This is a genomic window from Haloarcula sp. CBA1131, from assembly GCF_008728975.1.
GTDB classification, from domain to species: Archaea; Halobacteriota; Halobacteria; order Halobacteriales; family Haloarculaceae; genus Haloarcula; species Haloarcula hispanica.
Genome location: NZ_RPCY01000001.1, coordinates 2701244 through 2724357, shown reverse-complemented (window position 1 = coordinate 2724357; position 23114 = coordinate 2701244). Strand labels below are relative to the sequence as shown.

21 protein-coding genes are annotated in these 23114 nt (G+C 63.0%); 11 read left to right on the top strand and 10 right to left on the bottom strand.

Going from position 1 to position 23114, the window contains the following annotated elements; genetic code table 11:
• Positions 1-61 precede the first annotated feature (61 nt).
• Positions 62-685 carry a uracil-DNA glycosylase family protein gene (locus tag Har1131_RS13840; protein ID WP_014039711.1) on the top strand — a complete coding sequence of 208 codons (624 nt, stop codon included), beginning with the start codon at positions 62-64 and terminating at the stop codon, positions 683-685.
• A gap of 46 nt (positions 686-731) precedes the next feature.
• Here the strand turns inward: Har1131_RS13840 and Har1131_RS13835 are convergent, their stop codons facing one another.
• Complete coding sequence (locus Har1131_RS13835; protein WP_014039712.1) at positions 732-1523, bottom strand: winged helix-turn-helix domain-containing protein; 792 nt, start codon at positions 1521-1523, stop codon at positions 732-734.
• Between the two features lie 224 nt (positions 1524-1747).
• Here Har1131_RS13835 and Har1131_RS13830 point away from each other — a divergent pair, with 224 nt between their 5' ends.
• Positions 1748-2728 (top strand): DMT family transporter, encoded by a 981-nt coding sequence (locus tag Har1131_RS13830; RefSeq protein WP_050037653.1) that lies wholly within the window; start codon positions 1748-1750, stop codon positions 2726-2728.
• Between the two features lie 516 nt (positions 2729-3244).
• Here Har1131_RS13830 and Har1131_RS13820 read toward each other — a convergent pair.
• Entirely contained in the window at positions 3245-4582 is a 1338-nt protein-coding gene (locus Har1131_RS13820; protein WP_014039714.1) for a sodium-dependent transporter, read from the bottom strand.
• 315 nt (positions 4583-4897) lie between these two features.
• Between Har1131_RS13820 and Har1131_RS13815 the strand changes: the two genes are divergently transcribed.
• Positions 4898-5194: a hypothetical protein gene (locus Har1131_RS13815; protein ID WP_008310451.1), complete on the top strand. Its 297-nt coding sequence runs from the start codon at positions 4898-4900 to the stop codon at positions 5192-5194.
• Between the two features lie 155 nt (positions 5195-5349).
• Here Har1131_RS13815 and Har1131_RS13810 read toward each other — a convergent pair whose 3' ends face one another.
• Both Har1131_RS13810 and Har1131_RS13805 read right to left on the bottom strand, forming a co-directional pair.
• Positions 5350-6060 (bottom strand): SDR family oxidoreductase, encoded by a 711-nt coding sequence (locus Har1131_RS13810; RefSeq protein WP_151146871.1) that lies wholly within the window; start codon positions 6058-6060, stop codon positions 5350-5352.
• A 94-nt stretch (positions 6061-6154) separates the two neighbouring features.
• The gene (locus Har1131_RS13805) at positions 6155-7114 is read right to left on the bottom strand and encodes an NADPH:quinone reductase (RefSeq protein WP_151146868.1); all 960 of its coding nucleotides are present in this window, start codon (positions 7112-7114) and stop codon (positions 6155-6157) included.
• A gap of 401 nt (positions 7115-7515) precedes the next feature.
• On the opposite strand from Har1131_RS13805, the gene Har1131_RS13800 reads away from it, so the two are divergent.
• Together Har1131_RS13800 and sop2 are read left to right on the top strand one after the other, a co-directional pair.
• Entirely contained in the window at positions 7516-9717 is a 2202-nt protein-coding gene (locus Har1131_RS13800) for a methyl-accepting chemotaxis protein (RefSeq protein WP_151147297.1), read from the top strand.
• A gap of 2 nt (positions 9718-9719) precedes the next feature.
• A complete protein-coding gene (sop2, locus tag Har1131_RS13795; RefSeq protein WP_151102988.1) occupies positions 9720-10430 on the top strand; it encodes a sensory rhodopsin II in 711 nt (236 codons plus the stop codon).
• 330 nt (positions 10431-10760) lie between these two features.
• Here sop2 and Har1131_RS13790 read toward each other — a convergent pair whose 3' ends face one another.
• Both Har1131_RS13790 and Har1131_RS13785 read right to left on the bottom strand, forming a co-directional pair.
• Positions 10761-11093: a hypothetical protein gene (locus Har1131_RS13790; RefSeq protein WP_014039719.1), complete on the bottom strand. Its 333-nt coding sequence runs from the start codon at positions 11091-11093 to the stop codon at positions 10761-10763.
• Positions 11094-11236: 143 nt separating this feature from the next.
• On the bottom strand, positions 11237-12196 hold the full coding sequence (locus Har1131_RS13785) for a transcription initiation factor IIB family protein (RefSeq protein WP_008310442.1): 960 nt from the start codon (positions 12194-12196) through the stop codon (positions 11237-11239).
• 265 nt (positions 12197-12461) lie between these two features.
• Between Har1131_RS13785 and Har1131_RS13780 the strand changes: the two genes are divergently transcribed.
• Together Har1131_RS13780 and Har1131_RS13775 are read left to right on the top strand one after the other, a co-directional pair.
• Positions 12462-12986: a hypothetical protein gene (locus Har1131_RS13780; RefSeq protein WP_014039720.1), complete on the top strand. Its 525-nt coding sequence runs from the start codon at positions 12462-12464 to the stop codon at positions 12984-12986.
• Entirely contained in the window at positions 12983-13708 is a 726-nt protein-coding gene (locus Har1131_RS13775; protein ID WP_005535666.1) for an RNA methyltransferase, read from the top strand. Before Har1131_RS13780 ends, Har1131_RS13775 begins: the two co-directional genes overlap by 4 nt.
• Positions 13709-13711: 3 nt before the next feature.
• Here Har1131_RS13775 and Har1131_RS13770 read toward each other — a convergent pair whose 3' ends face one another.
• A complete protein-coding gene (locus tag Har1131_RS13770; protein ID WP_050037658.1) occupies positions 13712-16186 on the bottom strand; it encodes a bacterio-opsin activator domain-containing protein in 2475 nt (824 codons plus the stop codon).
• A gap of 300 nt (positions 16187-16486) precedes the next feature.
• On the opposite strand from Har1131_RS13770, the gene Har1131_RS13765 reads away from it, so the two are divergent.
• Positions 16487-16975 (top strand): HTH domain-containing protein, encoded by a 489-nt coding sequence (locus Har1131_RS13765; protein WP_050006915.1) that lies wholly within the window; start codon positions 16487-16489, stop codon positions 16973-16975.
• A 61-nt stretch (positions 16976-17036) separates the two neighbouring features.
• Positions 17037-17456: a hypothetical protein gene (locus Har1131_RS13760; RefSeq protein WP_050037659.1), complete on the top strand. Its 420-nt coding sequence runs from the start codon at positions 17037-17039 to the stop codon at positions 17454-17456.
• Here the strand turns inward: Har1131_RS13760 and gatE are convergent.
• Entirely contained in the window at positions 17453-19324 is a 1872-nt protein-coding gene (gatE, locus tag Har1131_RS13755; RefSeq protein WP_050037660.1) for a Glu-tRNA(Gln) amidotransferase subunit GatE, read from the bottom strand. The genes Har1131_RS13760 and gatE overlap by 4 nt on opposite strands.
• An 88-nt stretch (positions 19325-19412) precedes the next feature.
• Between gatE and Har1131_RS13750 the strand changes: the two genes are divergently transcribed.
• Positions 19413-20207: a hypothetical protein gene (locus Har1131_RS13750; RefSeq protein ID WP_050037661.1), complete on the top strand. Its 795-nt coding sequence runs from the start codon at positions 19413-19415 to the stop codon at positions 20205-20207.
• A 34-nt stretch (positions 20208-20241) separates the two neighbouring features.
• Here Har1131_RS13750 and Har1131_RS13745 read toward each other — a convergent pair whose 3' ends face one another.
• On the bottom strand, positions 20242-20538 hold the full coding sequence (locus Har1131_RS13745) for a hypothetical protein (RefSeq protein ID WP_044951716.1): 297 nt from the start codon (positions 20536-20538) through the stop codon (positions 20242-20244).
• 157 nt (positions 20539-20695) lie between these two features.
• On the opposite strand from Har1131_RS13745, the gene Har1131_RS13740 reads away from it, so the two are divergent.
• Entirely contained in the window at positions 20696-21196 is a 501-nt protein-coding gene (locus tag Har1131_RS13740) for a GNAT family N-acetyltransferase (RefSeq protein WP_064288312.1), read from the top strand.
• A gap of 322 nt (positions 21197-21518) precedes the next feature.
• On the opposite strand, the gene Har1131_RS13735 is transcribed toward Har1131_RS13740, so the two are convergent.
• Positions 21519-22925, bottom strand: a complete 1407-nt coding sequence (locus tag Har1131_RS13735) for a class II fumarate hydratase (protein ID WP_014039729.1) — start codon at positions 22923-22925, stop codon at positions 21519-21521.
• Positions 22926-23114 lie beyond the last annotated feature (189 nt).

The window sequence follows — 23114 nt, the reverse complement described above, 5'->3', positions numbered from 1 at the left end:
TTTCTCGTATTCGATAACGGAAACCGGCGGAGTTTTGAGCGATGGCCCGTTGCTTTCGCGCGTGAAGAACGTCACGGCCCGCCAGCACAACCCCTTCGGCTTCGACGCACCGTGTGAGCCGTTCGTGCCCGGGTACGGCGACGCCAACGCCCACTTTCACGTCATCGGCGACCATCCGGGTGTCCACGGTGGCGAAACGTCCGGCATCCCCTTTACCGACAGCGCTGCGGGCGAACGCCTCCAGCGGGCGCTTGTCGAGGCCGGACTGCTGGCCGAAGCCGGCACGCCGCCGACCGTCGAAAAGACGTATCTGTCCTATCTGTATATGTGCGGCGGCGAACCGCCGACCGAGTCGGACTACGACGACTTGGAACCGCTGTTCGACACGGAACTCCGGGCCATCACCGCCCACGTTCTCCTACCTGTCGGCGAGCGGGCCACGCGACACGTGTTCGCGAACACGACCTCGGAGCCGACCGAGTCCATAGACATGGACGCGCGCCACGCCACGGAGGTCGTCGGGAGCGGCTGGCTCGTCTACCCCATCAAAGAGCCCGCGGAGTGGACCGCTGACGAGGAGGACGCCCTCGTCGACGCGCTGACCGCGCTGCTGGAGACGGACTACCGCCGCGAGGCGGACCTCGGGCGGTTCCTGCCGAACGACGACCCGTATCTGGTCCGGTAGCGGTTCTATTGATTCTTACAGCGGCTCCGACGATCAGAAACAGTGGCTACAGCGCCCACTCGTCCGAGAGCGGTTCCGCGGACGCCCAGTACGCGTCGAACGCCTCGATAGCCCACTCGCGGACGGCCGGCGCGGTCGTATCGATCGACGCCTGTAGAACGCCGTTGTCGTCCCGCAACAGCAGATGGACCACGTCGTCGGCGATCATCACCGCAAGTGGCACACCGTCGGTTCGCACCCGGACTGACGCGTCCGGTTCGGCACGCAGCGATTCGAGTCGTTTCCGGAGTCGGTCGTCCGCCGCCAGTGCGTCTATCGCGCCGGGCGAGAACACGCCCGAGAACCGCTGTTCGCCGGCGGTGACCCGTTCCTGAACGACTCGAATCGCCTGGTCGTTGAACGCATGGGAGAACGTCCGGACTTCCTCGGCATCTCGAAGCAGGTCGAGCAATCGCTGGACCGGCGCGTTCGGGCGCGTCTGACTTGGAACGGTTATCGTGGCGTCGGCCAGATGTTGCAGGTCGAAGGCCATCGCATCGGTGGGGAGATACTGGACGATGTCGCGCAGCCGCTGCTCGGTTTCGAGGCTACCGAGGAGGTCGGTGAACCCGTTAGCAACGATGCGGCCCGTCGCCGTGGCGACGTACTCGCCCCCTGTTCGGCGAATCCACGACCGCTCTTCGAAGTCAGCGATGATCCGGCCGAGCGTCGCCTGTGACGCGCCGGTTTCGGCCGCCAGTTCCCCGCGTGAGTGTGGCTCCGTGGCCAGAAGCCGCAACACCTCGACCCGGTTTGACGAGAGCGCGAGGAACTCGATCTCTTCGAGCGCCGATTCCATACCGCCACGTTAGGAAGTCCGTCCTAAATCGCTTTCGTAGTCTGAAATAATTTCACACCGTGCACATCCGCCACGGGTGTTCGGCCGTTTCGCGTTATGTAATATTTTCTAAACGGGCCTATAAGTATCGATACCGTACTGTAGAGTACGATGATTCAGGTTTCTCCACGCGTTCTCTCTGTCGGCTGTGCAGTCATTTCAGAACCCAAATACGAGGTGGCGGTATGATTTCGCGCCGCACCCTCGCCCTCGCTGCGGTCGCCAGCGTCCTGCTCGGCGGGACCTTCGTCGGCGCGAAGGCCGGCCTGTCGTATCTCCCGCCGCTTCTGTTCGTCGCCCTCCGATTCGACATCGCCGCCGTCGTGCTCCTCGGCTACATCGGCGTGACCCGATCACGGGACGAACTGCTCCCGCGAACCCGTGGCGATGTGCTGGCGATTCTCTCGACGGGGCTATTCGCCCTCGGCCTCGCGAACGCGCTGCTATTCGTGGGCCAGCAGTCCGCCACCAGCGCGGTCGCCGCCATCGTGTTCAGTCTCAACCCGATACTGACGCCGGTGTTCGCCGCTATCCTGCTCTCCGACGAGCGGCTCTCGGCCCGCGGCGGCCTCGGCATGGTTATCGGCCTGCTCGGCGTCGGTCTCGTCGTCAGCCCCGACCCAGCGATGCTCCTGAGCGGCGGCATCGGCAAGCTCGTTCTGTTCGCCGGCGCGACCAGCGCCGCGCTGGGCAGCGTCCTCATCCGGTGGTCCGGCGGCGGCCTGTCGAGTACAGTCCGGACCGCGTGGGCGCTCCCCGTCGCCGCTGCGCTCTGTCACGCGCTGAGCATCGGCATGGGCGAATCGGCGGCCACGGCGGTCTGGTCTCCGACTGCGATAGCGGCCCTGCTGTACGTCGGTATCTTCTCCGGGGCAATCGCCTACATCGCCTACTTCGGCCTGCTCGATGTCACCGGTGCGATCCAGGCTAACCTCATCTTCTACGTGGTCCCCGTCGTGTCGACGCTCGGCGGGTGGGCCGTGCTCGGCGAGGCTATCACCCCGACTGCAGTGGCCGGCTTTCTGACCATCTTCACCGGGTTCGCGGTGCTTGGCAGCGAGTCGGTCGATATCCACGCACTGCTCCCGGGTACCACCGACGAGGGTGACACCGCCCCCGAGAGTCTCGGGATTGCGGACGAACCGCGCGGGTTCGAATCCGACTGAAATCGGCTAGTAGGGTGTCGTATAGCTGCTGTCTAGTTTAAATAGTTAGTACACCGAGTCCACCAGTCATAGAAATTCAGCAACGCATTCATACCGCCATCATGTGTCTACAATGGTGTGAATTTCAACGAAAACGGACGCATTCGACAGCTCTTGATACCGATAGGCGGATTGGCTCTGGTCATTCAGTCGATAGCGTTTGAATCTACGTTTGAAATCGTAGAAAGTCCCGGTGTTTCCGGGACCCTCAGAGACGTGCTGAGCGGTGGTCTGTTGCTGGTGGCAACGGTCTGCCTCTTCGGTGGCGTGTATCTACGTCTACGCGAAGCGTGACAGAGACACAGCCCTATGGTACAGTCTACTCAGACTCCCGCGGCCGAAAAATACCATTCTGTGAAAGATTGTCTGGACCCGCGTCGGACCACTGCGACTGTTTTTCGCAGCAACCGCACACACTGGGCGGTCACCGCGAACTGCCGAAAAGAAGGTCCGCCGGAAACCGATACCGTACGTCGGTTATATCGGCGGGATGATCGCCGGGTCCTCGGCGAGGAACAGCGTCTGCAGGCCGAGCGCCAGCGTCAGGATGACACCGAGGATGACCACCGTTCGGACCATCCAGAGCCAGGTCGGGCCGAACGCCCGGAGCCCACCCGTTCCCTGTCGGAGCTCGGCAACTGCGCTGGAGGAGAGCACCCAGCCGACGAACACCAGAACGAGCAGCACCGACAGCGGGAGGAACAGCTTGTACGCGAGCGTGTCGAACCAGCCGAACCACGCCAGGTCCCAGGCTGACGGCAGACCCAGAGCGAACAGCCCAACTCCGAGAATTGCCGACAGCTGCACTCGCGAGTACGGCGTGTTGTCGACACCGTAGGAGACTGCAACTTCGAGCAGGCTGATCGCGGAGGAGATCGCGGCGATGAGGACAACGCCGAAGAACACGATACCGAGGAGTCGACCCCCGGGAAGCTGTGGGAACGCCGACGCCATCGCGACGAAGATGGCGGACGGGCCGCTGGTGTCGGGACTGATGTTGATGGCGAAGAGAATCGGGAACACGACGAGACCCGCCAGCACACCGACGAGCGTGTTCGTCACGACGATGATGCCACCATCGACCGGGAGGCTCTCGTCGTCACCGATGTACGAGGAGTAGGTGATCATGGCTGCCATCCCCAGCGAGAGGGTGAAAAACGCCTGTCCAACCGCGAACGGGATCAGGTCGCCGGCGTTCGCCGCCAGCGTGGAGAAGTCCGGCGAGAGGAAGTAGCTGTAGCCAGCGCCTGCTCCCTCGAGTGTGGTGACCCAGGCCGCCATCCCGATCATGAGGATGACGATGCTGGGGACCATCACCTTCGTCGCCTTCTCGATACCGTCCTCGACACCCACTGCGACGATGCCGACACAGATTAGCAGGAACAGCGCCTGCCCGGCGACAGCTTCCGGCCCACTTGAGATGGCTCCGAAGTACTCCGCGGAGTTTCCGAAGTATGCGCCCGTCGCGCTACCGAGGATATACCGCATGACCCACCCTCCGACGACGTTGTAATACGAGAGGATCCAGAATCCCGTAAAGACGCCCAGGCCACCGACGACCCGCCACTGCTTGAACCCGAGTTCTGCGAACGCGTCGACGGCATTACGGTTCGTTCGCCGACCGATGATGAACTCCGCCAGCATTGCCGGGAAGCCGATGAGCAACACGGCGGCGAGGTAAAAGACGAGGAACACTGCGCCGCCGTTTGTCGCGGTCTTGAACGGGAACTGCCAGATGTTTCCGAGACCGACTGCGCTACCGATCGCTGCGAGAAGGAACCCGAGCCGTGAGGCCCACGTTTCTCTGTCACTCATTGTGATGCGGCATATTCTTTTGGGGTATAAAAACCACCGTGATTCCGGTTCGCAATACCATCCGATAGTATGACCAGTCTGACATCATTTGCGACGGCGAACAGCAGCAGCCGAGAGGTCCACACTGACACCTCCTTGCTGGTCATTTCTCGACAGCGCGGATATGTGGCTTCGAATACACCGATCTGCCAACATCCGGGATCTGTGTCTCAAATAATCAAAAACAAATCCACGGTGAAAATTGTTGGGTTTGATTCATGTTCGCCGCGTACTGTGGAACGTAGGGACCGAACCCCCGGTTCTCGGACAACAGACATGGACTATTCAGATACAGAGCGGATTGTTGATGAATCGCTCGAGTTCCCAGCGACGCATACGGCTGTGATTGAACAGATCGGTGCCATTGAAATAACGTCTCCCTCCGGTAACTCGGTGACTATTCAGGAGACGTTAGACCCGGTCGAAGAGGAGAGTTATCTGACCGCGGATGCGCTTTACACCTCGATTATCGGCAATCTCGACGAGACATTCATTGGACGCAAGTACTATGATGATCGCGGGGGGATTGCAATCGGAACTGAGATCAGAGACGAATCTACCGTCTCCTTCTGACGATTGCTCCCGCTCATCCGGACCCCCGGTCGTCGTTCTGGACACGATATCGGTGGGTGACCAGGCAATCGCACTGATACCCTAAATAGTCAAACGTGAGTGGAGTGGTTCGTGCTGTCGGTGGAAGACGCTGTCCGACGGTCTAGCTAACAGTATCAGACCTCGCCGTACACCGGCACCGCTGCGCCGCTGGTCACGGTGGCGGCGTCCGAACAGAGGAACAACATCACGTCCGCGATGTCTTTCGGGTCGACCCACGTTTCGAAGTCGGAGTCGGGCATCATCTCGCGGTTCATCGGGGTGTCGATGACGCTCGGCATCACGGCGTTGGCTCGCACGGCCCCGAGGTTCTCCGCCGCGATGGTCTCGGTCAGGAGTCGGACACCGGCTTTCGATGCGCGGTAGATACCGTCGCCGTCACCGCCCTCCAGTGACGACCGCGCGGAAACTGAGACGATTGCGCCCTTGGTCTCCCGCAAGTGTGGAACCGCGTGTTTCGACGCCAGAAACATCGTCTTCAGGTTCACGTCGAACAGGAAGTCGAACGTGTCCACGTCCGTCTCGTGGATCGGTGTGCCACCCCGCCACGTTCCGGCGATGTTCAGCAAGTAGTCCAGTCGCCCGTGTTCGTCAACGACTGCGTCGACAGTCTCGGCGACAGCCTCCTCGTCGCTGAAGTCCGCCTGGTAGAAATCCACGCTGTCGGGATCGGACAACAGGAAGTCCTCGGTGTTCGGTTCGATGATGTCGCTGCCACAGACGGTCGTCCCGGCTTCGAGGAACGCGTTTGCGACCGCGCTGCCCAGCGCCCCGCCGATACCCGTAACCAGTGCTACCTCGCCGTCGAAATTAAACTCTGCTGACATACATCTGTCAACGGATAGCGGGGGGATAAATGCCCATCCCCGGAAACGCGAGGGCCGGGCCGGTAAACCGACGACGGGGTCCGCAGTAGCCGGTCTACGGCGTGACGACGAGTTTGCCGAGGAAGCTGTCGTTCAGTACGTCGTCGTGGGCGGCCGGGACGTCGTCGAGGTCGTACCGGCGGGCGACGACCGGCGTCAGGTCGTCGTCGTCGGCCATGAGCGTCGCCAGCCGGGAAAGCACCGCGCCGAACTCCGGCGTGTTGAACATCGAGACGTGGTGGACGCTGAGGGCTTTGGCCCGGCAGCGCGGGACGTTCTCGAACGTCGCCGCGAGGTCGGTGTTCCCGATAGCGGCGATTCGCGCGCCCTGGGCGGCAACCTCGGCGTCGAACGCGAGGTAGTCGTCGAGCCGGTGGTCGAGAATCACGTCCGGCGCGCCGGCCTCGACCACCGCGTCGGCGAGGTCGTCCCGGCTGTAGTCGAACACGTCGTCCGCGCCGAGGTCGGCCAGTTGGTTGTGGTAGGCCGGCGATGCTGTCGTCGTCACCTGCGCTCCGTTCGCCGCAGCCAACTGGACTGCAACGTGGCCCACGCCGCCGCTCCCGCCGTGAACCAGCGCCCGCTCGGCCGGCTCCAGCGAGCAGGCGTCGACGAGCGTCTGCCAGGCGGTGACGCCGACGAGCGCGACGGCTGCGCCCGCCTCGGCGGACACCCCGTCGGGGAGTCGCGCCAGATGCGACTCCGGAACAGTGACGTACTCCGCGCAGGTCCCCTGGAGCCAGTTCCCCAGTCCAGTCGCGAACGCCCGGTCGCCCTCGGTGACGGTGGCCACGCGCTCGCCGGTCGCGGCGACGGTCCCGGCACAGTCGGAGCCGGGTATCCAGGGCAGTTCGCCCGGCTCGTAGTCGCCGCTCCGGAAGTACGTATCGACCGGATTGACCGCCGCTGCCTCGACTTCGAGCAGGACCTCCTCCGGACCTGGTGTGGGTCGTTCGATGTCGTCGACGCGGAGCACGTCCGTCCCGCCGTACTCGTGGAATCGTACAGCACGCATTGGGGTATGCGTCAGGTGGTATCGGGAAAACCTTTCCCCACAGACTGAGCGGCCCCGAATACGCTTCTCAACATATCGCGGTATGTTGAGTGACAGCGCCGACAGCGAACGAGTTGGGTCAGTACTCATATCGGCGACTACGGAAGATATTATCAGAAAAACACAACTAACCAACGTTAGCCGTGCTGGGGCCGAAGGGTGTCCACAGTTGGTAGTAGCGTTTATCATCGGTGAAAATTGCGTAACAACCCTTTATTAGCACGTTTGCGTAGCACTGGATGATGGAATCAGATAGGGACTCGCCGCTCCCGAGTTTTATTGCTGGCAGTTACGCTGCTAGACTCGGGTTGGCGCTTTCATTCGCGATAATTGTTATTATCGCCGCCGGGGTCCTGACAAGCGTGCAGGCGTCCGCCACTCTCGAGGAAGACGTTGCGGACGACATCACGGCGCTGTCAGAGACGCAGGCCGCACAGTTGGACGAATGGTTGACGACATCGCAGCGGGATGTCCGATCAACGTCGCGACTCCCCGTGTTCACTGACGGGACGAACACGGAGAAACAGCAACGGCTGGAGGAGTTACGGTCCAACGAGGAACTCCCGCCCGGTGTCGTCGCAGTGCACTACTTCGACACCGAGACAAACGAGATCCGTGCCAGTTCGAATCAGGACTTCATCGGGGTCAACGCTGCCGAGCAGGGCGCACCGTTCGCTACGGACCCGCCGCAGTTCGACGGTCCCGACGACACGCATGTGACGGAGCCGTTCTCTGTCTCGGTCGTCGACCATCCGATAGTTGCCGTCGTTTCGCCGGTCCCCGGTGACGAAGACAGAGCGCTCGTGTACATGATCGACCTCCGGGAGAAGGCCGATCAGATATCGAACCAGCGCGATGGGTCGTTTACCACGGTCGTCAACACTGACGGCGAGTTCGTCTCCCACCCCAACACCTCGATGATCGGGTCGACGGCACCGATCTCGGAGATGGAGTCGAACCCGCTGGGGACGCTCGAACCCGGCGAGAGCGCCTTCCACGAAACGGACAGTATGCTGATGGGACTGAACCGACTCGAATCACAGGACTGGGTCGTTATGGTCCACGCTGATCGCCAGAACGCGTACGCCCTGAGCGACCAGATCAACTCCGACCTCATCGGGCTCATTTTGCTTGCCGTCGTCAACCTCGGACTCATCGGAGTCACGATCGGCGGAAACACGATCGCTTCGCTGCGACGGCTTTCGGTGAAGGCCGAAGCGATGGCCGAGGGGGAACTCGACGTCGACCTCAGCACGTCACGCGAGGACGAGTTCGGAACGCTGTACGCCGCCTTCGACAATATGCGGGCGAACCTCCGGACGCAGATATCCGAAGCCGAAACCGCACGGCAGGAAGCCGAGGAGGCCAAAGAGCAGGCACAGACGGCCCGTGAGGACGTCGAATCCGAACGCAACGAGATGGAGGCGCTGACCGGCCACCTCGAACTCAAGGCACAGCAGTACAGCGACGCGCTCGCCGCCGCCGCTAACGGTGACCTCACCGCACGGGTAGATACGGACAGTATGAACGAGGCGATGGCGGAGGTCGGCGAGGACATCAACACGACGCTGGATGCGCTCGAAGACACCATTGCCGACATGAAGGCGTTCGCGGCCAACGTCATCCAGTCCAGCGACCGCGTCAACTCGAACGCGGAGCGGGTCGACCAGGCCAGCAAGCAAGTGTCGAAGTCGATAAACGAGATCTTCGAGGGGACGACAGAGCAAAACGAGGGGCTCGAATCGGCGGCCGCCGAGATGCAGAACCTCTCGGCGACCGCCCAGCAGGTCGCCTCCTCGGCCCAGCAGGTCGCGACCACCTCCCAGTCGGCCGCCGAAGTCGGTGAGGACGGCCGCGAAGCCGCCCAGGAGGCCATCGCGGAAATGAGCGCCATCGAGGACGAGACCGGCGAGACCGTCGAAGAGATCAACGCGCTCGACGACGAACTCGACGAGATCGGCGAGATCGTCGGCGTCATCACGAGCATCGTCGAGCAGACGAACATGCTCGCACTGAACGCCTCCATCGAGGCCGCCCACGCTGACGGTGACGGCGAAGGGTTCGCCGTCGTCGCGGACGAGATCAAGGGCCTCGCAGAGGAGACCAAAGAGGCCGCCGCCGACATCGAGCAGCGCATTGCGGGCATCCAAGAGCAGGCCGGCGACACGGTCGAGACGATGGAGTCGACCAGTAACCGGATTACTGAAGGCGTCTCGACGGTCGAGGAGACCGTCGACGCGCTGGAGACCATCGTCGAGTACACGGAAGAGGTCGACACCGGCATCCAGGAGATCGACCGGGCGACCGAGGAACAGGCCCGGACCGCACAGGACGTGATGGGTACCATCGACGACCTGACGACGATCAGTCAGCAGACGGCGACGGAGGCAGATACTGTGGCTGGCGCGGCACAGGACCAGTCCGCGTCCATCGACGAAGTGTCGGACTCCGCGACGGAACTCAGGCAGCGGGCTGACGACCTCGAATCGCTCCTGGACCGCTTTACGGTCGAAAACTCGGCCGGGACGGACACCGACAGCACGGCTGTGGTGGGGGACGACTAACAATGGCAACCATAACGACCTGGTTCACGCTGGGACTACTGGGTGAACTGCTCGGGACGGCCGTGCTGGCATACGGCTACACGCTCGTCCCCGAAAAGACGCGGAAGCGGTACCTGCTGTTGATCGCCATCCCGGGTATCGCCATCGTCGCCTACGCCCTGATGGCGCTTGGCTTCGGCTCGATACAGAGTGGCGGCCACACGGTGTACGTGATCCGCTACATTGACTGGCTGTTGACGACGCCGCTCAACGTCTGGTTCTTGGCGCTCCTCGCCGGTGCAAGTCGGGAGGACACGGTGAAACTCGTCGTCCTGCAGGCGTTGACTATCGTCTTCGGGTTCGCCGGCGCGGTCACGCCATCGCCGATTAGCTACGCGCTGTTCGCGGTCGGCGCAGCGCTGTTCGGTGGCGTCATCTACCTCCTCTACCGGAACATTGCGGCGGCTGCGAAGTCGACCCTGTCCGACATAGAGATCAGCCTGTACCGCACGCTCCGGAACTTCGTCGTCGTCCTCTGGATGGTGTATCCGGTCGTGTGGCTGCTCGGTGCGGCAGGAGTGGGCCTCATGGACGTCGAGACTGCGACACTCGTGATCGTGTACCTCGACGTGGTCACGAAAGTCGGCTTCGGCGTCATTGCCTTGCTGGCAATGATGGACCTCGGCTCAGTCGGCGAGAGTGCCGAGGAGCCGACGGCGGTTGCAGGGGACTAGCGAGGGGCGCGAACGAAGCGAGGGGCGCGAACAGAGTGAGCGGCCCTCGTTGTCGCGAGCGGGGAGGAACGATCCGCGAGCAGTGAGCGGCCCTCGTTGTCGCGAGCGGGGAGGAACGATCCGCGAGCAGTGAGCGGCCCTCGTTGTTGCGAGCGGCGACGGAAGGAGCCGTGAGCACTGAGTCGCCCTCGAAAATGCGAGCGGGGAGAGCGACCCGCAAGCACTGGGTCGGCCTCGTTGACGCGGTCGGCGGCGGAAAACCCGCGAGCGGTCCCGACTTTGCGAGAAACTCACGGCACGTCGTTGTGTCGCCTCAGCAGTGCCGGTCTTTCAGGACCGGTCCTCATTGACGCCACCAGACGGTTCTGCTTCGTCAGTCGCGTCGGTTGCCTCGGTCTCGTCTACGCTATCGAGTGCCTCCGGAAGCTGGTTCTCAATCAGCCAGAACGTCAACCGGTAGACGCCGTAGCCGAGCAGGACGAACAGCACTAAGTCGATGAGATACAGTTCGACGAACTCGAGGAGCGAGATTTCGCTGAGCGCGAGGTCACCGGACAGGATAAGAAACTCCAGCGTGGCGACGACGAACAGCGCGGGTGCAAAGAGGATCACGAGTCCGATAACGAGAATTGCGAGCCGTTTCTGTGCGGGCGAGACAGGCATACCTACGGTATTGGCGTCCAGACAGATAGTTCTGCACGCCTACCCAGCCAGTACCGGGCGGCTACGTTACACGACAGCTGTCAGCGCAGCGAATAAACGGCGACCAGAGAACGACGCTACTGCACAACAGGGAACGCGCCCGGTCAGTGGATGCCCATCGCTTCGATCTGCTCCTGATACCGGTTGCGGATGGTGACCTCTGTCACTTGGGCCACGTCGGCGACCTCGCGCTGGGTCTTCTTTTCGTTACACAGCAGCGAGGCGGCGTAGATGGCCGCGGCGGCGTAGCCGGTGGGTGATTTCCCCGAGAGCAGGCCCTGCTCGGCGGTGGTGTCGATGATCTCGTTGGCCTTGGACTGGACTTCCTCGGAGAGTTCCAGTTCGGAGGCAAAGCGGGGCACGTACTGCTTGGGGTCGACCGGCTCCATCTTCAGTTCGAGTTCCTGGGCGACGTACCGATACGTCCGCCCGATCTCCTTCTGCTCGACCCGGGAGACGTCCGAGACCTCCTCCAGGCTCCGTGGGATACCTTCCTGTCGACAGGCCGCGTACAGACAGGCCGTGGCGACGCCCTCGATGGACCGACCGCGGATGAGGTCCTCGTTGAGCGCGCGTCGGTAGATGACCGACGCGACCTCTCGAACCGACCGTGGCACACCGAGTGCGCTGGCCATGCGGTCGATCTCCGACAGCGCGAACTGCAGGTTCCGCTCGCCGGCGTCTTTGGTTCGGATGCGTTCCTGCCACTTCCGGAGGCGGTGCATCTGGCTCCGCTTCTCCGAGGAGAGCGACCGACCGTAGGCGTCCTTGTCCTTCCAGTCGATCTGTGTGGTCAGCCCCTTGTCGTGCATCGTCTGGGTCGTGGGGGCTCCGACGCGTGACTTGGACTGGCGTTCGGAGTGATTGAACGCCCGCCACTCCGGCCCGCGGTCGATGTTCTCGTCCTCGATGACGAGGCCACAGTCCTCGCAGACGAGTTCACCACCGCCGTCGCTAGATATGGACTCCGACTCACACTCGGGGCAGGTCTGCTGGCCCGTGCTCTCGGACTCCTCCTCGCGTTCCTCCTGGTCAGAATCCCGCTGGCGCGTCGGCCGTTCCATGTGTTCTTTTACGGAGAAAAGCCAATCACGTATAAATGTTTGGGCGAGACCAACAGTTTTGCCTGATCTGGATGCTGGCCGCGGATGCTAGCTGGAATAATCATGTTAAATTTAGCTAGAACTGTCTATGTTTCGAACGAGCGGTGGGTGTAACCGGCTGACACACCCGGTTCACACTCCGCGATGATGCTGGAGCGCGGACGGATCGGTAGCAGTCGACCGGCATATCGCGCTCTTTTAGTCCGGGACTCTCCCACTCTGACGTATGAGCAAGGTCAATATCGGGCTTCGTGGCTGGCGCTTCGACGAGGACGTACTCGGGCCGGACGGACGGGTCCGGCCGCTCAAGACGATGGAACCGGAAACCCGCCAGCGGCTGCTGGTGCTCGCAGAGCGGGTCGTCGACCCCTGTGACGCCTGCTGGCTGATTCACGGCGACGAAGACATCGAGCAGTGCAACGTCGCGGATGCTATTTACGGGGAGCCGATGGGCGAGGTGGTTGTCTGTTCGGACCACGAGACGGATTTCATCTACTGGTTCCGCGAGGAGGGCGGCGAGGCCCACGCTGGAGAGACGGACCTGGCCTCGGCCTTCCACGAGTGGTTCCTCGACGGGAACCGCGCCCCCGAGGGATATGTCGGCCTCGAACACGTCGAGGAGGACCCGACAGCGCTGCCGGAGGCCCCCGACAGGGACGAAGCGATTCCGGGACTCGAAGAGGAAGTCGAGCAGATGGACGAGGAAGACCTCGACACGATCGATATGGACCTCAGCGACCTGGACGTATGATATCGGTCGCCGTCGTCGACGCGGAGACGCCGGGCAACGTCGGCACCATCGCCCGGTCGATGAAGAACTTCGGCCTGTCGGAACTGCTGCTCGTCGACCCGCCGGAGCTAGACCCAGACGGCGAAGCGTATGGCTTTGCTGGCCAGGCCCGTGACGACATCCTGCCGAACGCCCGGACGGTGACGTTCGACGACATCGTCGAGAACTACCACACCGTCGCCTGCACGGCGACGACGAACGAGGACCCCGCCAACCACGTCCGGTATCCGGCGACGACACCGGCCGACCTGGCCGACTCGCTCCGGGACGTCGAGGGCGATATCTGCGTCGTCTTCGGCCGCGAACGGGTCGGGCTCTCGAACGACGAACTCGCACGGCTGGACGTCATCTGCTCTATCCCGGCCAGCGCGTCGTATCCGGTGTTGAACCTCGGCCAGGCGGCTACAATCGTTCTCTATGAACTGCGTGAGCTAACTGTTGCCGAGACCCAGCACCCCGAGGAGCTGCATACGCTCGCCGAGACGCCGGCGGTCGAGGGCCTACACGAGGAGTTCGACCGATTCCTCGGCGCTATCGGTCACCCCGAAGAGAAACAACACAAGGCCCGGCGGCTGTTCCGGCGGGTGCTCGGGCGTGCGCAACCGACCGGCCGGGAGACGAAGACGCTTCGCGGCCTGTTTCGGCAAGCCCGACAGCGAATCGAGCGTGCCGAAGACGACTGAGGGTCAGTCGAGCTTTTCAGACCCAGTGTCGGAGTCGAACAGCGAACCGATGACGGCGTCGTGGGCCTTCCGCAACCGGTAGTGCAAGGTCGGCGCGGAAATGTCGAGTGTCGCAGCCAGTTCCTCCGCGGAGCTCCCTCGCGGCCAGTCATAGTAGCCGCGTGCATAGGCAGTCTTGAGCGCGGCGGCCTGTTTCGGCGTCAGCCGGTCGCGTATCCGCGTCTGGAAATCCGTGGCCGTCGAGACTGGCTGGTCGACGTACTGCTTGCTCCGCAGTTCTGTCCCGGGCGCGATCTCTTGAATCGCCTCGACGACGGCGCGGACGTTGATGTCCGGTGCCATCTCCGCTGTGAACCGCAGGTCGCCGTCCGCTGCGACGGCCCGCCGCACGGCCCCGCCGTAATCTGCGAGCGTGTCGAGCGGCGATGCGGATATCTCGTCGAGCGCGACTTCGAGCAGGGGCGCTCGGTTCTCCGCCGCCGTTTCCACGACGGTACAGGACTCGACCGAGGGCGTCTCAGTGAGCGCCTGACACACCCGGTCAGTGTCCACACCGCTGATGCGAACGTAGTGGAGGCAGTTCCCGGAACTGGTCGGGACGCGCCGTTCGAGCGTAAACGAACAGTCGAGCATCGCTGAGAGGCCGGCGAAGGCGTCATCGGAGTCCGGCGTCAGGAATTCGAGTTCGACCGTTGTCGCCGCCAGCAGTGACTGCTGACTGTGGACTCGCTGGATAGAAAGCGCGATAAGTCGCCCTAGATCGGCCAGGATACTCGACTCACGACAGCCAATCGTGGCTTCTGTCGATGCATACACCATCAGGACGCCGTACGTGGTCTCGCCAGTTGTCAGGGGAACAGCCGCGACGGAGCAGCGGTCTGCGAGTAGTGGGCGGTCCATCCCGGTGTCCGAGGGCGTCGACACGTCGGTGATATCCTCGACGACCTGTACCTCGCCGGTGTCGATGGCATCGATGGCGAGACTGTGCTCGCCGGGCGAAATATGCTCCGGCGTTGCCGTGTCAATCCCAGCGGCGGCACTCAGTGTTATCCTCGTGGCACTCCCGCGGCTCCCGGCCCACACGGCCTGGTACAGGTCCGATTCAGTGAGATGCGTACACACTGCCGATTCGATTTCCTCACGCGTCTGTGTGTCCTGTAGCGCCTTCGCGATCTCTCTGCCCAGCACGTTGAGCCGCTGTGTCTGTTCGAGTTCGTCACGCTGTCGTTCGAGTTCGGCCTGTCGGTCTTTGTGCGCAGTGATGTCTCGGGCGACGAAAATGACGGTATCGAGGTCGTACGTGCGGCTTTCCAGCGGCGCGACCCGCGCCTCGAACCACCGCTTGCCACCGGGAAGCTGCAGTTTGTACTCCACAGATTGGAACGACCCGGTCCGCAGGGCTGCACGAACGGTCGCCAGTAGCGAATCAGCGGTGTCGTGGGGAAGAAACTCGTGTAGCGTCTGACCGACAAGCGTGTCCGTATCGTCGACCGTCACCATCGTCTCGGGATCGGTCGGACAGTCGAGAAATCGCCCTTCCGCATCAATGATGAAACTGGGGTCTGGGAGGGCAGTATTCAACGCGCTTCGCTGTTCCGTGTGGCGCTGTCGTTCGAGTTCGTAGCCCGCCCAGTCCGAGAGCAACCGGACGAACGTCAGATCCCACTGCGTGAACACTGTCTCGCGTGGTTCCAGCCCGTAGAAGCAGAACGTCCCGTACACGGCCCCATCGACGACGACGGGCGCGCCGATGTAGTTCGCGATTCCCCACTCCGGGTCAGCGAGGTCCGGCGCGTCCGCAGCAACGTCACTGATCGCGAGCGGTTCGCGGTGTTCGACGACGTGTCTGCAGTTCGGGAGGTCCTCGATGCTGGTCGTGCTGCCGGCTTCGAGGTCGGCAGTCGCCGGTGCAGTGACTGCCTCGAACACGTACTCGTCACCGTGGACCCGGGAGAGCGTCCCAAACGACGTATCGAGCGTCTCACAGCCGAGTTCTAGCAGCGCGTCGAGTTGTTCTGTGAATGTCCGGTTCGCGTCGGTACAGATATCGTAGGCCGCTTCGAGCACTGACTCCCGTTGCTTGCGGGCCGTGATGTCGATATGTGCGATGGACGCATACGTCTCCCCGTCGATAGTGAACGGGGCGGCGTACAACCGGAACCACCGTTGCGATGACGGGGCGTGACATGGATATTCAAGTTCGAACGTGGGTTGTTCGCCAGCGAGGACGGTTCTGATCCCGTCGGCTGCCTGTTGCCCGGTCGCGTCGTCAGCCATGTCAGCGACGTCGAGGTAGTTCACGCCCAGCGTATTCGGTGTCAGCTCTGTTCCGTTTGCCCGGCCGAACTCGCTCCACGTCTCGTTCGTCGAGAGGATCACCCCGGACTCGTCTACGATCGCAAACATGAGTGGTAGTGTATCCATGGCTGGCCCGTACAGGGCTGGGATATCATGGCCATCCATGACACTTGGGACCATGAGTCAAAGTGTGGCGGCGAGCTACTTAACGCCCGGTGTCTAGTTAGAATAGTAATATTTTCTCGGGGAACACGTCTGTGGTGAATACTATGCAGAAATCGAACTCCAGAGCTCTATTCGGGCTGATTTGAACACAAACTTGGCAAAACAACTACCAGATATTCACATACTAACCAATTACCGATTGACCCAGATATATCACCCATGAATCCGATTCGTCCCGATTTATTCTAGGGGCCTAGAGAGAGTGCTTAGGACAGTTACCGCTGTATCGAGGCACAGGATACTCAACATCTCACTATGGATTCCACTGCCAATCCGGTTCGCGTCGAACTGTTCGTCCGGTCCCTCTGTCCGGGAGATGCAACGCAACAACAGAACTACCTGATTGACCGGTTACAGGCTCTCGAGGACGCGGGCTATATCGAGGATCTGTCGATATTAATCTGGGGGCGCCGGATCGAACCGCGGCTCGCACAGCGGACTGCGGAGGGACGACACCTGTTGGAGCGGCTTTCCATGTTCGAACAGTGGGAGCGCGACGCCGATGCCTCGCTTGCCGCCTTCGACTGGGAGCACCCGCTGACGAACATGGTTTCTGACGAATCGGTCAGCGTGATCACGCTGCCGACGCTTGCCCTCGCCGAATACGTTGATGATGACCTCACGCACGTCGCCCCCTGTACGCGGGATGGAACGGTCCACCGCGTCACCGACCGTGTCAACCGTCTCGCGGATGCCGCAGACCTAGCCGACGAACTCGAGCACGAGCGTACCGTGGTACAATAGCGTTCGAACCGCCCCAAACCTGCCACGATAGCTGTCCCCATCCAGCACCATACCAATCAAAATGAATACGAAACAAACTGAGATCCCCGACTCGCTTCCGCTGGACGACCGACTGTCGCTCCTGTCGTCGCACTACCGGCGGTACCTCCTGTACGGGCTTTCACAGTACACGACGCCGGTTTCACTAGCCGTACTCACGGATACGGTGACCGAATTCGAACACGGGACACCGGCCGAACAGCACCGCGACGAGCGACTCAAGATTTACACGGCCCTCTATCACAACCACCTTCCGCGGCTGGTCGATGCCGGTGTCGTCCAGTACGACCAATCGGAAGATATGGTCGATATCGGGCCGAACGCGCCGGCCCTCGTCCCGTTGCTCGAGTCGACGATCGAACACGACCTGTCCGCGAGCGGTAATGGCCTCTCATCGAACGCCGTCGATATCGACTCTTTACGCCCCGAACGGAGCAATTAAGCCCGCTTCTGTATCTCCGAGCGCAACACGTCGCTAACTGTATCGCCGTCAGCTTTGCCACGGAGTGCGCCCATGCACTCGCCCATCAGCGCCGAGAACGCCCCCATCCCCTCTTCGGCGATCTGGTCCTCGTGGCGCTCGACGACCTCGACAACGGCGTCCCGGACCTCCGACTCGTCGACGCCGCCCAGTCCTTCCTGCTCGACGGCTTCCTGGGCCGTCAGCGACGGGTTCTCTGCGAGGGCTGTCAGGAGGTCCTCGATCCCCTCACGCGGCACGTCTCCGCCATCGACCAGCAGGATTGCGCCCCACAGGTGCTCGTCGGTGAGGTTCCCGACGGGCACGTCGTCGCGGCGGAGTTCGGTCAGCGTCGACTCCAGCGTCCCGGCGGCCAGCGTCGGGTCGACGCCCTCGCCTTCCACAAGCGCCTCGAACAGCGGCCACCGCTGGCCGTAGGCGACCTGTTCGGCGAGGCCGGAGCCGAGGTCGAACTCGCTCTCGTACCGGTCGACCTTCTGGGTGAGTAGCTCCGGAGTCTCGACTTCGGTCACGTCGGGTTCGACCGGTGGCACGTCCGTCTCGGGGTACATCCGGGCCGCGCCGGGGAGCGGTCGGAGGTACCGCGACGTGGCGTCCTCGTTCGCGTCCCGCGTCTCCTCGGGGACGCCTTCGAGCGCGGTCTCGGCCCGTTCGGCAACGGCGTCGATAGCCAGTTCGGCGGTCTCCGGGTCGTCGGCGACGATGGCGACAGCGTCCTCGGGACCTGCGCCGACGGCGTCCCGAAGTGCCTCGACTTCCGCCTCGGTGACGCCGTAGGCCGGGAGTTCGTCGGTGTGGAAGATGCCGCCCGCGCCGTGGCGCTTGGCGTGGTCGGACAGCTCCGTCCCGAGCCGGCGGTCGGGCTGAATCTCGCGGCCGACCAGGCCGTCGAAGCCCGAAAGCAGGAGGCCCTGTACCTCGCCGCCCGAGGAGAGCGCGCCTTCGATGACGCCCGACTCCGTGTCTTCGAACACCCCGGTCACGTCCTGTGGCTCGCCGACGGCGGCGTCGCGTCCGGCGAGTTCGTCGGCGATGTCCAGCAGTTCGACCTGCCGGCGGACCTCGTTGCGGACGAGGTCGTCGATGTCGTCGAGGCTCTGGACGCCCTTCAGTTCGATTCGTGCGCCCTCCTCGATGGAGACGTTCACGTCCTGTCGGATGGTCCCGAGGCCGCGCTTGACCTTCCCGGTCGAACGGAGGAGCATCCCGATTCGCTCGGCGGCCTCGCGGGCCTGCTCGGGCGAACTGATGTCCGGCTTCGTGCCGATTTCGACCAGCGGAATGCCGAGCCGGTCGAGCGAGAACCGGACACCGTCGGCGGTCTCCTCGACGCGCTGGCAGGACTCCTCCTCCAGTAGCATGTCCTCGATACCGACCGGGCCGGCGCTCGTCTCGATGGCCCCGTCGTTAGCGACCAGCATCGACCGCTGGAACCCCGTGGTGTTCGACCCGTCGACGACGATCTTGCGCATGACGTTCACCTGGTCGACGACGGACATATCCAGTAGCTGGGCGATTTCCAGCGTCGTCTCCATCGCCTCGCGGTCGACGCGGTGGGGTGGCTCGTCGTCCTCCTCGACGAGGCAGGTCGTGTCGTAGGCCAGGTACTCGAACTCCCGGTCGACCATGCTCTCCTCTAAGGCCGCCTGGTCGATCTCCCCGAGCTCGCTCTTTGTCGGGTGCAGATAGCGGGTAAAGGAGCGCTCGCTCTCCTCGGGTTCGCGGATCGTCGTCGGACAGTCACAGAACAGCTTCGTCGCGGTGTCGAGTTGCTGGTGGATCTCTAAGCCGGCGACGAGCCCCAGCTCCTCGTAGTCGTACTCGGTCATTGTCGAGGTGTCCGGGACCGGGGGCCAAAAAACGCACCCTTCCCGCGCTCGCCGCCGTGCTTTTGACGCTCTCTCCCTCACTGTCAGTATGCGCTGGCTGTCGACAGCCGCGGTGGCCGTTCTGCTCCTGACAGCCGGCTGTAACGCCTTCGTCGGCGCTGACACCGCCGATCAGGGTACTGTCACGCCGGCCCCGGTCCCGACAGCAGCGGAGTCGGACACGGCAACGATGCTGGACCCGCCGCCCGGCGTTACCACGGAGCGCCTCGAAAACGTCGCGCTCCTGTCCGCCGCCCACCGGCAGGCACTCAACGGCACTACCTACACTCTGAACGAACGCTACACCGAGCTCACAATCGGGAACGACAGCAGCTCCGTCCGGCGCACCGAGACTGTCGCCGTCGAATCACCGACGCGGTATCGCGACGAGATGGTCAGACTGACGACTGACTCGAACGGGACCGTCGAGCGGTACGAGCAGTCGACCTACGCCGACGGCACCAACTGGTACGAACGACGGGACGACGGCACCGTCGAGCGCCAGCGCGGCGAGGTCCGTTTCAGCCGCGACAAGTACGCTTACCGGACGGCGTTCTACCTGAATCGCTACGCCGTGGTCAACCAGAGTTCTACGACCGTCGTCACCAGTGACGGCAGCCAGGCCTACCGGATTCGCGGTTCGGGCGGTGAGATTCCGACTACAGAACGGCTGGAGGAACTCCGAATTGAACTGCTGGTCGAACCCGCGGGCCTCGTCCGCCGATTCAGCGTTTGGTATCGCACCGAAGACCGCATCGTCGAATACAGCTTCTGGTACGAGGACATCGGCGAGACGACGGCGGAGCGGCCGGCGTGGCTCAACGAATCAACGCCGATGAACTGAGTCGGGCCAGCACGCGGCACCGCGCATCCAGCGGCTAGAGACGGTCCGTTTCCGTTCGAACTTCGTCGGTTCCGGACGTGCTCCCGGCCCGGTCGTCGTAGTACTTCCGGCCGATGAAATCGTCGTCGAGGTTCCCGACGAGGGAGTTATACAGCCCCTCTGCGGACTGGTACGTGGCTTCGCTGGTCCGAGCCAGCACCTCACTCATTTCGACGGAGTCGCCGTTCTGGGCGACCAGCTCGACGTCGCCGAGCTGGTGGACGATAGTGGTGTGGTCGGCGGGGAACTCACAGGCCTGGTCGAACAACTGCAACGTTTCCGAGTAACGCATCTGTATCACATACTCCGTTTCATAATTAAAAAACATTATGAATTTGGATTGTTCGGTGATCACCCTCGCCGACCAGATCCGGTTGTTGAGGCGAGACCTGATATTTCGATCCACTTGCGCGGGAAAACATATCACACACCGTGACATACGTTTCCATATGACAGTCAGACCGGCAACTCCGGATGATGTGACGGCAATCAACCAGGTTGCGACGGCTGCCTGGGAGACGGATTACCCGTTGCTCACCCAGGAAACAGTCGAAGACGGCGTTGGCGACTGGTATTCGCCCGAGCAGATCGAATCGGAACTGGTCGAATCGCAGACGCTCTTGTTCGTCGCCGAGCGCGAGGGACGCGTTGTCGGGTTCGCACACGCGACGTGGCACGAAACCGACCGCGTGGGGTACATTCTCCGGCTGTACGTCCATCCCGACTACAGGCGCGAGGGAATCGGCCGGACCCTGCTAGAACGGACCTGCGAGGAACTGTTCGAGCACGACATCGACCGGATCAACGCGATGGTCCTTTCGGCGAACGAGCCCGGGGCCGAGTTCTACAAGGGGTTCGGGTTCGAGTTCGCCGACGAGAGCGAAACCGAAATCGGCGGCGAGCGCTACCCCGAGAGCCGCTACGTCCTTGCGGACGAGTCGCGGGTCTAGAAGCATCAGCCGTGGTGGCCCAATGCTGTTTCCCGCGGTGACGGCTGTCCGTCGGCACAGAACCGACCAGAAAACAGAGACATAACAGGGGTCGTGCCACCCCGCGGCTCTGTCAGTCGTTCCTCGCGTTTCGGGGACCGGGACCCTCACAGCGCCGTTCCGGTACGAGAAATCTCACTCCGTTCGGCTCTCGCTGCTCACGGGTCGTTCCTCCCCGCTCGCCTATCCGAAGGCTTCGCTTCGCTCAGCCTTCGCTACTCCATCACGGCTCCTCACGTCGCCGTTCCGGTACGAGGGCCGCTCACTCCGTTCGCGCCCCTCGCTACTCGTCGCCGAGGATACCACGCTTCGTCATCTTCTCGGGGTCGAGCACGTCGTCGACCTCGTCCTCGTCGAGGTACCCCTCTTCGAGGACGACCTCGCGGATAGTCTTCTCCTCGGCGAGTGCTTTCTTCGCGACCTTGCTCGCCTTGTCGTAGCCGATGGCGGGGTTGAGCGCCGTCGCCAGCGCCATGCTCTGCTCGACGCGTTCGGCGCAGTGCTCGGCGTCGGCCTCCAGTTTGGCGACGAACTTCTCGCCGAACACCGCGCTGCTGTTGGCGATGAGCTTGGCCGACTGCAGGAAGTTCGAGGCCAGCACGGGCTTGTAGAGGTTCAGGTCGATCTGGCCCTCGGCAGCGCCGGCCGAGACGGCGGCGTCGTTGCCGACGACCTGCTTGTGGACCTGATTGACCGCCTCGGCGACGACGGGGTTGATCTTCCCGGGCATGATCGAGGAGCCGGGCTGGTTCTCCGGCTGGTCGATCTCGCCGAGGCCGTTGCGGGGCCCGGACGCAAGCAGTCGGAGGTCGTTTGCGATCTTGTTCAGCGAGCCGGCGACCGTCCGGAGCGCACCGTGGGCCTCGGACATCGCGTCGTGGGCGGCCTGGGCCTCGAAGTGGTTGTCGGCCTCGCGGAACTCCAGGCCGGTTTCCTCGCTGATGTACGCCGCCGCTTTCGCCGGGAACTCGGGATGAGTGTTCAGGCCGGTCCCGACCGCGGTTCCGCCGAGGGCGAGTTCGGCGAGGCGACCGTGCGTGTCCTGCACCCGGGAGATTCCCTTCTCGACCTGCGTGCGGTAGCCGCCGAACTCCTGGCCCAGCGTCACCGGGGTCGCGTCCTGGAGGTGGGTTCGACCGGTCTTGACGACGTTCTCGAACTCGTCTTCCTTGGCTTCGAGTTCGTCGCGAAGCGTCTTCAGGCCGGGAATCACGTCCTTCTCGACGGCCTCCAGCGAGGCGACGTGCATCGCCGTCGGAATCACGTCGTTGCTGGACTGACCGAAGTTGACGTGGTCGTTCGGGTGGATCTCGCGGGTCCCGATGTCGCCGCCGTACAGCTCCGTGGCGCGGTTGGAGATGACCTCGTTGGCGTTCATGTTCGAGGACGTGCCTGACCCGGTCTGGAACACGTCGACGGGGAACTGGTCGTCGTGTTCGCCAGCGATGACCTCGTCGGCGGCCTCGACGATACAATCCGCCTTATCTTCCGGTATCGTTCCGAGGTCGCGGTTCGCCTGCGCGGCCGCCTTCTTGACGACGCCGAGCGCTCGGATGAACCGCCGCCCGAAAGTCACGTCGCTAATCGGGAAGTTCTCGACGGCGCGTTGCGTCTGTGCGCCCCAGTACGCGTCGGCTGGCACCTGCATTTCACCCAGACTGTCCTGCTCTGTCCGGTACTCGTCGGTCATACGTCCGGGGGGTGGTCCGCCCGGTCGTAAAACCCACCGGTACGAGTCGGGACACCACTCGGCACAGGCCTGGGGCTGCCGGGACAGTCGCTCACTGCGCACCACGGGTCCCCGGTCGGACAGCGGAGACCGTAGGGCTCAGAACCCGTGACCTGGATAAACGTGTATTATCATTCGGAAATATTAAGT

Bases quoted from the DNA above. Each gene is read 5' to 3' on its own strand.
- Har1131_RS13835 (WP_014039712.1), bottom strand. From the start codon at position 1,523: ATGGAATCGGCGCTCGAAGAGATCGAGTTCCTCGCGCTCTCGTCAAAC.
- Har1131_RS13830 (WP_050037653.1), top strand. From the start codon at position 1,748: ATGATTTCGCGCCGCACCCTCGCCCTCGCTGCGGTCGCCAGCGTCCTG.
- Har1131_RS13820 (WP_014039714.1), bottom strand. From the start codon at position 4,582: ATGAGTGACAGAGAAACGTGGGCCTCACGGCTCGGGTTCCTTCTCGCA.
- Har1131_RS13815 (WP_008310451.1), top strand. From the start codon at position 4,898: ATGGACTATTCAGATACAGAGCGGATTGTTGATGAATCGCTCGAGTTC.
- Har1131_RS13810 (WP_151146871.1), bottom strand. From the start codon at position 6,060: ATGTCAGCAGAGTTTAATTTCGACGGCGAGGTAGCACTGGTTACGGGT.
- Har1131_RS13805 (WP_151146868.1), bottom strand. From the start codon at position 7,114: ATGCGTGCTGTACGATTCCACGAGTACGGCGGGACGGACGTGCTCCGC.
- sop2 (WP_151102988.1), top strand. From the start codon at position 9,720: ATGGCAACCATAACGACCTGGTTCACGCTGGGACTACTGGGTGAACTG.
- Har1131_RS13790 (WP_014039719.1), bottom strand. From the start codon at position 11,093: ATGCCTGTCTCGCCCGCACAGAAACGGCTCGCAATTCTCGTTATCGGA.
- Har1131_RS13785 (WP_008310442.1), bottom strand. From the start codon at position 12,196: ATGGAACGGCCGACGCGCCAGCGGGATTCTGACCAGGAGGAACGCGAG.
- Har1131_RS13780 (WP_014039720.1), top strand. From the start codon at position 12,462: ATGAGCAAGGTCAATATCGGGCTTCGTGGCTGGCGCTTCGACGAGGAC.
- Har1131_RS13775 (WP_005535666.1), top strand. From the start codon at position 12,983: ATGATATCGGTCGCCGTCGTCGACGCGGAGACGCCGGGCAACGTCGGC.
- Har1131_RS13770 (WP_050037658.1), bottom strand. From the start codon at position 16,186: ATGGTCCCAAGTGTCATGGATGGCCATGATATCCCAGCCCTGTACGGG.
- Har1131_RS13765 (WP_050006915.1), top strand. From the start codon at position 16,487: ATGGATTCCACTGCCAATCCGGTTCGCGTCGAACTGTTCGTCCGGTCC.
- Har1131_RS13760 (WP_050037659.1), top strand. From the start codon at position 17,037: ATGAATACGAAACAAACTGAGATCCCCGACTCGCTTCCGCTGGACGAC.
- gatE (WP_050037660.1), bottom strand. From the start codon at position 19,324: ATGACCGAGTACGACTACGAGGAGCTGGGGCTCGTCGCCGGCTTAGAG.
- Har1131_RS13750 (WP_050037661.1), top strand. From the start codon at position 19,413: ATGCGCTGGCTGTCGACAGCCGCGGTGGCCGTTCTGCTCCTGACAGCC.
- Har1131_RS13745 (WP_044951716.1), bottom strand. From the start codon at position 20,538: ATGCGTTACTCGGAAACGTTGCAGTTGTTCGACCAGGCCTGTGAGTTC.
- Har1131_RS13740 (WP_064288312.1), top strand. From the start codon at position 20,696: ATGACAGTCAGACCGGCAACTCCGGATGATGTGACGGCAATCAACCAG.
- Har1131_RS13735 (WP_014039729.1), bottom strand. From the start codon at position 22,925: ATGACCGACGAGTACCGGACAGAGCAGGACAGTCTGGGTGAAATGCAG.